The 11519-nt window shown below is 31.4% G+C and carries 8 protein-coding genes; 6 read left to right on the top strand and 2 right to left on the bottom strand.

Annotated features, from left to right (window positions below; all coding sequences use genetic code 11):
* The first annotated feature begins 201 nt into the window (after positions 1-201).
* The 3 genes from ACWA1B_RS19080 (at position 202) to ACWA1B_RS19070 (ending at position 6617) form a co-directional block, all read left to right on the top strand.
* Positions 202-3255 (top strand): sensor histidine kinase, encoded by a 3054-nt coding sequence (locus ACWA1B_RS19080; protein ID WP_456909681.1) that lies wholly within the window; start codon positions 202-204, stop codon positions 3253-3255.
* A 1516-nt stretch (positions 3256-4771) separates the two neighbouring features.
* The gene (locus tag ACWA1B_RS19075) at positions 4772-4957 is read left to right on the top strand and encodes a transposase (RefSeq protein WP_456909679.1); all 186 of its coding nucleotides are present in this window, start codon (positions 4772-4774) and stop codon (positions 4955-4957) included.
* An 898-nt stretch (positions 4958-5855) separates the two neighbouring features.
* Positions 5856-6617, top strand: a complete 762-nt coding sequence (locus tag ACWA1B_RS19070; RefSeq protein WP_456909677.1) for a LytR/AlgR family response regulator transcription factor — start codon at positions 5856-5858, stop codon at positions 6615-6617.
* A 363-nt stretch (positions 6618-6980) separates the two neighbouring features.
* On the opposite strand, the gene ACWA1B_RS19065 is transcribed toward ACWA1B_RS19070, so the two are convergent.
* Positions 6981-7175 carry a hypothetical protein gene (locus ACWA1B_RS19065; RefSeq protein ID WP_456909675.1) on the bottom strand — a complete coding sequence of 65 codons (195 nt, stop codon included), beginning with the start codon at positions 7173-7175 and terminating at the stop codon, positions 6981-6983.
* Positions 7176-7503: 328 nt separating this feature from the next.
* Between ACWA1B_RS19065 and ACWA1B_RS19060 the strand changes: the two genes are divergently transcribed.
* The 3 genes from ACWA1B_RS19060 (at position 7504) to ACWA1B_RS19050 (ending at position 10085) form a co-directional block, all read left to right on the top strand.
* Complete coding sequence (locus ACWA1B_RS19060; protein ID WP_456909673.1) at positions 7504-7863, top strand: hypothetical protein; 360 nt, start codon at positions 7504-7506, stop codon at positions 7861-7863.
* Between the two features lie 275 nt (positions 7864-8138).
* Positions 8139-8651 (top strand): hypothetical protein, encoded by a 513-nt coding sequence (locus tag ACWA1B_RS19055; RefSeq protein WP_456909671.1) that lies wholly within the window; start codon positions 8139-8141, stop codon positions 8649-8651.
* A 474-nt stretch (positions 8652-9125) separates the two neighbouring features.
* The gene (locus tag ACWA1B_RS19050; protein ID WP_456909669.1) at positions 9126-10085 is read left to right on the top strand and encodes a helix-turn-helix domain-containing protein; all 960 of its coding nucleotides are present in this window, start codon (positions 9126-9128) and stop codon (positions 10083-10085) included.
* Positions 10086-11233: 1148 nt separating this feature from the next.
* Here the strand turns inward: ACWA1B_RS19050 and ACWA1B_RS19045 are convergent.
* Positions 11234-11519 (bottom strand): hypothetical protein (locus tag ACWA1B_RS19045; protein ID WP_456909667.1); only part of this gene is annotated, 286 nt, incomplete at its 5' end.

Raw genomic sequence — 11519 nt, 5'->3', positions numbered from 1 at the left:
AAATCAATCAGTTGGTACTTGCATCAAGATAGTAAAGTTGTTTATTTGATAAAAGCTATATTTTCGTTTTAATCACCTTGGCTGAAAAATTAGAGTTTTTATGAAACTTACTGCTAAGTGGTCTCGACTTTGAAGAATCGTCTAAACCAATAGAATACGTCTTTTTGTGCAAATGTTAAATTTTAATTATGTAGACTAAAAATGGGAACTATATCCTTTCGTTTAAATCTTTTTCTATTTTTCTTTTCCGTTCAGGTTTTTGGTCAAAACTATACAACAAATGGAATTCATCTTCGAGATGAATTTAATACGTATTTAATAACCAGTCAACCTTTTATTGATAAAGATGGCTTTGTTTGGTATGCTGTAAATACAGAAGGAACATTCTTCAAATATGATGGGAGGAATCAGGTAAAATTTACTCTTGAGGGTAGTGATAAAAAGCGCCTTTCTATTGCCACGGGTAGTATCAATAATTGGATTCAGGATGGGAAGGGCAATATCTGGGCCATTAATCTTCTTGGCGCCTACATTATTAATCCAAAAACTTTTAATGTCAAGCATATTAAATGGCAAGCAAGTCATGAGATTAGAAGCAATGAAGATATTAACTCGCTTCTTGATAAGAAAAATAATATATGGATTAGTACTGGTGAAAATTACATTATAAAAATTGATAAGAATTACAATCAAAAGATATATTGGTCCCCTAGACTTGATAAAAAAGTAAGATATAGAGGAAAGAACAGTCTGGTCATTGATACTGAAAAACTATCGTTAAGAGTGATAAAAGAATTGGATCAAGGGAAAATATTAGTAAAATCTAGTTGGAACCTATATTTAATTGACAATAAGGGTATGCACTTTGTTCTGAACTTTAAAGAAGATGGCCGGAATTTGCATTTTATTGAAGATGGAAAAATTTTTAAGCGCAACACCAGTGGTATTATTCTCTTTGATGGTAAAAAGTATAATTATACCTATTTAAAGGATCTAAATGTGCAAATGTTTGATTGTCCGTATGATAATTTTTTGTATAAAAAGACAAAATTTTTTACTGCTCAAGAAAACAAAATTTATATCTCTATCATCAATAAAGAGAGGACTGCATTTACAACGACTGATACTCTTAGCTTAAGAAGAAATATTTTAAATAATCAATTAAGTATGGATTCTAATGATATTATCTGGTTCTCTACTAATGTCAATGTTGTTATGTTGAAAGCTACAGATGAAAGATTTAAGAAACACTTACAATTTAAAAATTCGCAAATTAGTACTAGAGGGATAATTTCTGATGGTGTCGGAAATTTATATGTATGCTCTTACTCAGGACTTTTTAAATTAAAAGCTAATCATAATTCATTACTGAAAATTTGCGACCCATCTTATTCTCGTAATATTTATAATTCTATGTTGATAGATCAGGACAATATTTTATGGGCCGTTGGTGAAGGGCGTTTTGTAAAATCAATCAATTTAAATACAAATATAATTACAACCAGAAAATACGAGGATAAATGGAAATTCCAGTCTTTGTTTCTCAAATCAAAATCCAAAGATTCACTGTGGCTAGGATCTGATAATGGGTTGTTCATTTTGTATAAAAAAACTGGAAAATTATTTCGATACAAGCTGGACAATATTAATTCTGACAATTTAATTGTCTATGACCTTCTACAATCCAGCAACGGCAATTTATGGATAGCTACAAATAAAGGTTTGTACTTTAAAAGCAAAGGGAAGAAATTTATAGACTTCAAGGTCAAAAATTCTTTTTTTTCCAATAGAGTTATCTTTGTACTGCACGAGGATAAAAATAACAATATTTGGATCGGAACCAATAATTCAGGGGTTGCCTGTTTAAATTTAAAGACCCAAAAAATAAAAATTTATGACAAATTAAGTGGATTGTCCAATAATACTGTTTGTGGCATATTAGAAACAGATAAACAATTTTGGTTCTCAACCTTTTTTGGATTATCGGTTCTGCACAAAAATAATATGAAATTTAATAATTATTATTTCCAAGATGGATTGCCTGATAATGAATTTAATCTCAGGTCATTTTATAAAAAGAATGACAGCTGTTTTTATTTCGGGGGATTAAATGGAATTGTTGAACTAAACCCTAAAAAATTCACGTTTAAAAAAAGAAGTGTTAAGGTTTTTATCTCAAAAACAGAATACTTTTCTATAAAGAAAAATAGGAATGTAATTGATTATATAAACAAAAATAAGAATATTGTACTACCTCACGATAAAAATTATTTTTCACTTGAATTCACAACAAATGACATGTATAATAATCGTAGGAATACTTATTTCTATCGCGTCAAAGGAGTAACAGATGGATGGGTAAATCTCGGAGGGTCGGGCATTATTAAATTATATAATCTGCCAGCAGGCAAATTTGTTTTAGAACTTAAAGTCAAGGATTTTTATGGATCTGAAGCGACCAATCAAATTAAAATAAATATACTTGTTGAACAGATTTTTTACAAGACCCCTTATTTTATTGGTTTTATATTTTTATTAGTAAGTGCATTTGTAATTTATGTATTTAAAAGAAAAACCAGAAAACAGAAAAAGATTTTTGAAAGGGAAAAGGAAATAATTATTTTAAAATCAACTGCATTAAAAGCCCAAATGAATCCTCATTTTGTTTTTAATATTTTGAATAATATGCAGAGTATCATGATTTTGAAAGGGGAAGAAGAAGCGAATAAATATTTTGGTGCATTTTCACGACTACTCCGCTTAACATTAGATATGTCTAAACAGGAATTAGTTTCTTTGAAAGATGAGTTAGATTATATCAACTACTATCTATTGCTTAGTAATCTTCAGCTAAATGGAGAATTGAATTTTTCGATTCTTACAGATGAGACTATAGTGAATAAAGAAAAAATATTCATACCAGGAATGTTAATTCAGCCATTTGTGGAAAATGCAATTATTCATGGCTTAAGCCCAAAAGTAGGTGAGAAAGTGCTACAGATTAGATGTTTTATAGAAGATAGTTTTTGCGTCGTCAAGGTTATAGATAATGGCATAGGAAGAGAAGCCGCTTCAAGGTTGATAAAAAATAGGGAGTTTGTCTATAAGTCCTGGTCCACAACCATTGTTAAAGAGAGAATAGACATTATAAACGCCTCATCTAATATTGCGAAGGTTATTTTGGATATTGAAGATCTGAAGACCAAAGATGTGTCTTTGGGAACTGCTGTCACTATAAAGTTTAAGATCAAATAATGCGAAAATTTATGATAATATACTGGCTTCTAAATTCGATTTATTCCTAAGATTTAAATGTAAAAATAGTATTGTTCTGAACAATACTGGACCAATCAATAGCTGTCCCGTCTTAGTCTTGATGCCTGGAACAAAATAAAAAGGGTTACGGCAAGATTACCACTAAATGCGGCCCCGATTAATAGATATCTACAAGAATAGTTCAATTATAGCCAAATTAAATTTTATGACTTACTGTCCTTTTACAGTTAGGATGCCATACACAGTAGATAAAATAGAACAGAACGGGAACATCATTTAAAAAAATGGAGGATTTTAAATGGATCAGCTTAAAAATTTTGCATTTGTAAAAAAACAATAATGGTATATTCAGCTTATTTCTATGTTTCCAATGACTCAATGTATAGTTCTTGGACTACTATGACCGAAAGCTCCCGTCAGTAGCTGTGTACTGTATTATTTTGCTTAATTCTTTTTTTTTATTTTGATAAATGCCTTGGTAACATTATAATTTGATGCTTAAGAATAAGAATTACCAAGCCCGCTTGAGAATCAAAAAATATTTCCGCTGATGAGTTGGTCTCTGCAAATAAAATTCAAAAATATTAATTTCTTTAACTCCATAAATCAGCTCGTTAATCCGTGAATCTTACCTATAACTACTTTTTGCTTTTTGGATTATCGGAAATAGATAATATTTGACACAAATAGTAACATTTTTTGCTCAAGGAGGCCAAAGGGTATTGTTGCTTTAATCTAAATAGGTAGTTGTCTAATTTGTAGGATAGGTAAACAAGTTGCCTTGCACCATCCTGCAGGTAAATGTTTCTGCCGCAAAACTCTATACAATATAATTGTGCATAAGCAACTTCTGTTAATTCAGTATCAATAAACAAGAATCGAAATAATTATGAAAAATTTAAATAAAATTACATGGACCTTAATTCTTGTAGGGAGTCTGATTTGGACTATATTAATGATAAATTTATTAATACCGATACTTTGATATAAAGAGTCATAACGTTATGAGTGATAATGATATCTTTAAAGATTATTCAATGGACCTGATGAAGAGTTTTCCTTTTGGATTTTCTCTTAAAGCAAGAAATGAGTTTGCATTCAAAAATCTATTGGCAGGCAAGATACAGCCGGCCTTTGTGCGGCTTTAGTTGATCTCTAAAATACCTTACTTCAGCAGGCTTTCAATCTTACATACTATAGTACGCGCCGTCATAAAACTATGAGAAGGGTTTGCGGTTTTCTTATTTTTTGTTTTCGATCCCACCAAGATTGTTTCCCAAGATGATTTTCGACTAAATTGCCTTGGCTTTTTAATGCCTATTGTTGATATGGATTTGCTATTTTAGCATGGAGAAAAAGTCAAGAACTAAATCTTAACTTTAGAGCTTGAAAGAGAATTGTAAAGCTTATGACGATTTTAAAGAAAAAGCTGCCCAATCAATTTATTAAAGAGATATGATCTCAAAGATAGCCAAGGAACTTGGAACAAGCTCCTTTGCTGCACATATGGCCTGAAGATTACCATGAATTTGGAACAGGAAGTTTTCCTGGGAAAGGAAAATTCAAGTTTAGCCCTGAACAGGCAAAAATCCATGGGCTTGAAAAAAAATTAAAAGAAACAGAATTAGAACGTGATATTCTAAAAAGGGAATTTACAGCAACAGAACCAGCACAGGCTTGATTTTTAGATATCATCTATATACAGGTAAAAGATGGATTTGGTTTATGGCAGTAAATTAATTATTGTGAATACATCGAAATTGGTACAATAAAAAAGAAGGAATTCGGCTTTGAACTATAAAACAATTGAAGAATTTGACAAACGAACTAATAATAAAAATGTAGCTTAACTTTTTCTCCAGTTTTTGTTTGCATATCCATGCGCATATTTTTGCAAAAAACAAAAGTGGAGATTTAATATTAAAGATAAAAATGTATTATTTTTATTTACGTTATTTAGATCTGCAGATATTTGAATTGCCTGGTATTGGTTTTTATACCAGCCGGACAAGGTTTTTGCCTTGTCGGGCAAGGCATTTTATATCGGAATGTGGGATAAAGGAAATAATAATATTAATTTTTTGGACTCATTGACATTTAAGTTTTTTATTTCAAGTAATGTATTGAATAAAAGTGCGGATAATGTTTTTTTTGCTCTCGCCAACCTTTATGTGCTGAAAGTAAAACAACAATTATTTAAAGTGCTTCCCAATATAAAAAAGTATTATGATGATATGAGATAAATTGTATTTGACAGGAATACCAACGAACGGGGATGTATTGGAAATTCCTTTTCATCAGCAAGATGCAACTCAATGCCTAAATTGAATAATAAAAAGAAGATTATCATTAAAAATCCGGGGGAACATCTATTGGCGGAGAACGGACACAAGTCTTCAATGCTTCCTTTTCTGGAGAGGATAAATCTTTTGAGATTCACGTCAATGATTTAAAGGGCTTGAGGTCGCACGCGACAGTTATCTTAAATTTAAAATAACGCATGATTAGATCTTAAATTTTAATTTTAAATTTTTTTTTAGGCAAAAACGAAGCGGAATTCCGCTAATAATTCTAAGATTATGAAAAAATACAAAGCAATTTTGGTTGACGACGAGGTAAACAATATTATGCTGCTGAAACATCTTATCAGTAAATATTGTATCAATATAGAAATAATAGGAGAAGCCTTAACAATAAATGATGCAATAAATGTTATTAATGAAATGAACCCCGATATTCTTCTATTGGATATAAGGCTCAACGGCAGAGAAGTTTTTGAAATGCTCGATGAGATAAAAATTTCAAAGTCACAGGTTATATTTGTCACATCGCATGATGAATATGCTTTAAAAGCGATAAAATATAACGCCATAGACTATATTTTAAAACCGGTTATTATAGAAGACTTGATTTTATCCATTAATAAGGCAATAAAAAAAATAGAGATGGAAAATTACTTTGATTTTAGCAGTATTCATATTGATAAGATCGAAAAAGATTTTTCGGATAACCGAGATTATATAGCTGTTGCCTCAATAGACAAGGTTGAATTAATAAAGACTGCAGATATCCTTTATGTAGGTTCCGACAGTAAATATGCGACGTTTTTTCTAATTAACGGAAAAGCACATGTTTCAAATAAAAATCTGATTTTTTATGAAAGTGTATTGGATCCAGCTGTTTTTTTCCGAATCCACAAATCATATATTATTAATATAAAATATACAGTCAGAATAATAAAAAAAGACGGCAGTTACTGTGAATTGGTAAATGGGATGTTTTTACCCATTTCAAAACGTAAACAGGAGCTTTTCAACAGGTTCTTAAAAATTAAGAATTAATATGATCTAATTATGATCCTGCGGAAACTGCTTATTTGGGCACCACATTTTTCTTTAGTGATCGGTGCCTGGATTGCAGCATATTCTATTGCTTAATTTAGTCCTCTTGTAAAGAAAACCCTCCAAGCCTGATTACCTTGACATATGTTTTTGAATGTCATAAGGCAACATTATGTTTAAATCTGGTGATATTGGCGATCAATTTATCCTGGCAATTTTGCCATTAAGGAAAGACCTACCATAAAATAGTTGCTTGCCGTCATAGTATAGCTTGATCGAGCGAATTCATTGCATCCCTGAGTTTTTTTTTTGACTTTTTATCTGACATTTTGTTCTTGCTTTTTTGCATTCTGGGTCTTTAGACTACTGTTGTTTCATGTTTGTTTTTTCCATTTCTCCAATTCCATTGCTCTCAGCCAAAAAAGGCAGGTTAAGTCTGTTATTATATTCAAGCCTTGGGCTTTGAGGAATCAGAACTTGTAATTTTTGCCAGTAATCTATTGCAATTTTTTTTGAATTTTTCCAGCAAGGCTCATGCGTGGACATACAGTTGTCCATTTCCCTTTTAAACAGACTATCAAAACTTTAAGTTTTCGGAAATTACGATTATCAGAAGATTCGACCGATAATCAGAAATTTTTCTCGTTAACTACTTTTAAGTAGTGTACTTGGGCTATAATTACAACATTTACAAAAAATATTTACAGTTTTTTTCATTTTAGATTGAAATTTTAAAGAAGAATCAGTTCTAGCCTGTGGAAAGTTTGTCCATACGCTTTGCCCGCAGGGCTTGGAGAAATATATTGTTTTTGATTTTGAAGATAGTATCAAAAGAATCTAACACAATCGTTTGTCAGTTTATAATATTCACAATAAAACTTATAATATGAAAGAGATGTTAAAAGAAAAGATTCTTGTACATGATTCCTCGAATGGTTTTTTAAGGTTTATCAAGAATCGCTATTGCAATAAGTTTAATATTGACGTAAATAAAAACAATAACAAGGGAGATACTGGTGGTCAACTTCAAGAATATTCTTTCGGGTTTATCAATATAAATGGTTACGATGATTTAATATATGTGAAATTCATCGAGTCTAAGGTTAGATTTTTATTGATCGTATCTACAAAAAAAGAATTCAATGAAATGAAGTTTGATGCGGAAACTGTGCGATTTCTCGATAGTTTCACCCTAAAATCTGAAATTTTAAAACAGATTGACTTCGGAATTAATGCAAAGGCTTAAACCAGATCAATTGAAGCTTATCCTGCGATATGCTCTCAATTAAGAGTAATGATAACATAAATGAACGAAGTATGAATGAAAATGATAAATTTAAATTTAAAGTCTATAGCTACGCGACGATGTTGATTTTTTTCTTAATGGTATGGTTTATTATACAGTGTTTTGTCGACATCAGCGGAGGCATCTGAGATTCTTTTGCCAGTATGATTTTCTATTTCTAAATAGTATTGAGGAGTGTTTAGCATGATTGGGCATTACCTAAAGTAATGTAATTTTTGACAAATTCCGGCATGTCGGGACACTTGATTAATTTTTTTGAATTTTCCAATATTTTGGAAATTGAATCCCATATTATGAGTTTTGGATATTTGGACCCTTATAGGTATTTATACATCTTTAAATTCTTCAAAAAAAAAGACAGGGTTCATTCTAAAATTGAAAGTCATATCTGTGGGATAATAACGGAATTGTTAAAATCAGGTAGTACAGATATAAATTATGATGAACTGGGGGGGAAATATTACATCAGCAATGAAGAACAGCATTTTAATGTCACAATCTTTGTAAACGATAATATCATCAGGCTTACAAACACTCAGGATTCAGTTGCTGAAAAATATAATAGCGATTTTGTAGAGGAAATTTTAAAATTGATCAAAAATGAAAAGCACCGTCGTATGGAAATGGTGATGGATTCTATAACTGACAGTATAGAAAAGATGGCGGAAAGACTGCATCACGCCCTGATAGCATCCAACGACCAAGAAGCTTTTAAAAAGCAACCATAAAGATTTTAATAATTTGAGAATTGGAAACTCTGATTGATTTTTCGAGCCTATTCAAAGTCTTTAGCGAGGGTTGACAGAAGGACTTACTTGTATACAGGATGATCTTACTTTTTTGTTTTCAAAATTCATAATCAAGGGAATATTCATGCTAATCTGGTTTTCATAGGTGATTAAATCGTCATTAGATTAGAATAATGGCGATATTAATAGTTAGAAACTAGTATCCTGTCCTCACTTTTTTAACCGAAGGGCATTGCAGCTGACCCTACAGAAGAATGATGCACAGTATCGGGTCAGGTAAGCTACGAGTCCTCAAAATGAATTTTCAGAGTAGGGAAATGTTTAATTAGTAATAGTAAGGATATTTTAAAAGAGATTGGGCCATGGAAATTTACGACAGTAGATATTCATTTTTTTTAGATTTCATAATGCATTCTCATTTAAAACAGAGAAAATGCTTAAACGGTTTTTACAATGGATAAAGTTGAATTGAAAATAAATATGCTGAAATGTGCCTTTGTTAGGCATTGCCTGCCGATCCTGGCCTTGAAACATTTTTTTTTGATTATAGTAAATTATTATTTCAGTAATTTAATATCAGTTATTGCAGGTGCTGTTTTTGTAGGGATCGTTTTAGGTGTTTATTTGTCCTATCTTTTTTCACCTGATTATCTTGCCAAGCTTGTCAATACAAGCTGCGTGTTTTTTCTATTTTTCGATCTGGTGTACGGAGTTTTAAACCATAGCGCTTGGTTGTTCCTTTTTTTAAACATTTTTTTATATCCTTGGATATTATATATGTTTTTTCCCTTAAGAAAAACGATCTTGATTACCTGCAGCACTATGTTTGTATATCCTGCAGACCTTCTATATGGCTCCTATTGGGAACCATATAAGCATACCGGGCTATATGAAAACTTCGCCTTTAGCTTTGTTTTGGTATTTAATCTGATTCTGCTCTTTATGATACTATACTATGGGACCGAAATAAATAAGTACAATTCAATACTCTTGTTTAAAGCTAGAAAAAAATTGGATACAAAAATAAGTTATGATCAGAAACAAGAGCCTGAAAGTAACGTTAAACTTTCCTACCATAAAATATTTGAAAGGATTGATCTTTACATGAGGACCGAGCAGCCATGGAGGAGTTCGGATTATGGCCTAGAGCAATTAGCGTTGGACTTAGGCTTGAATGTTATTCAAATTTCCACGGCAGTAAATTATTGCACAAAGAATAACTTTAAAAGTTATCTCAATGACTATAGGTTAAATGCGTTTGTTGAAGAAATAAAAACGCACAACAGGAAAGATTTTTTGATGAAACAAGTTTATATGGACCTTGGTTTTAACAGCCGTGCGACATTTAATAGAAATTTTAAAAGCAAGTTTAGAAAGACGCCACAAGAATTTGTGGCAATGCATCTTTTTTAATCAAAAATTGATATTACCGGTCACTTTCATTTAGTTAATTTGTTGTTTATTTTTTTTCAAGAGGGAGACCTATCCTCTCTCTTGTCTAAAAAATCACAAAAATAATTTGGAAATGAAAAACTGAATATTGTGCAGTAGGCGGTTATAAGGTGGGAGTAACTATTTTGGTAATAGTTTGTGGGACTCCAAGAGCTTCCTTTGTTCTCTTATTTTGGACCGTACTGCCTTATAGTAATGATTTGAACGGATTATTTTATAGAAAACTGGGATTATTTGATGCAAAATTATAGTTTTATGGGCTGGCATAATCAATTTAGGGAGTAGGTTTTCTCTGGAATCATTCCAGTTTTAATTCTAAAAATTATGCCAAAAGATGAAGCAGTTAGCGAAAGAGGTTATGAGCTCGGGGCGGGGTTGATATTTTTCTTAGCTTAAACGCCTGCTTCATGCTCATAAAACTTTAATTTGTTTTGCCTTGGTGAAGGGACGACATAAAAAGACACTTTTAACTCATCCATAGCGATCCCTTATGTGAAGAATTTGGAAATTGAGGCTAGTTTTAGGATTATTCATAAATGATTCGGATTATGAGCAGCTTATGGTACTTCATTTTCATGCAATTGGTGCAGCCATGAAGTCTTTTACAAGACTTACATCTATTGCCACTGCAATATAAGGATCTTGAATCAATATTTTTTGTCTCATTCTGGAAATCACATCCGTTTCGTGTTGGATATTTCTGTATTTATCAAAAGTTTTAAAGGAAATCCACTCATATTAAAATCCTTTTGGATTATTGTATCAGCTCTATTTAATTTTTTATCAAGAATGATGACCGGTGAATTAACTTTTCATATTTTGACGCCCGATTATCTTTGCTTTATGGTTCTTCTGGTCTATTGAAAAAACAACTTACTTTTATCTGTTTGCATTTTCATCAAAAAAGAACTTGCAAAAACAATTATTTGGCTGCGGATCCTGGCATCCTGTTTCTTATCCTAAAAAATAGAGTGTTCAGTACTTTCTTGCACACTATTCTCAGATGCATGGATTGGATTGCATCTGTGCACACAATCCCAAAGCAGGATATTGATTTAATAACGCAATTTCTTCTAAGATTCCATTCTTCGGAATCTGTTTAAGTGGTTTTACGGTGTGCTTTTTAATGGAAGGTAAAAACTGTTAAAAACTAAGACTTTCCAATTATCACCCTTTACTTTTACAAGCAAGCTTTTGCAGATTTCTTGGCGAGTGGCACAATATCTTGCTTGCTTGCTTGCTTGCTTGCTTGCTTGCTTGATTGATTGATTGATTGATTGATTGATTGATTGATTGATTGATTGCTTGATTGATTGCTTGATTGATTGATTGATTGATTGATTGATTGATTGATTGATTGATTGATTGATTGATTGATTGATTGATTGATTGATT

This window comes from Flavobacterium xizangense, from assembly GCF_054075145.1.
This window is presented reverse-complemented; position numbering and strand designations above follow the sequence as displayed.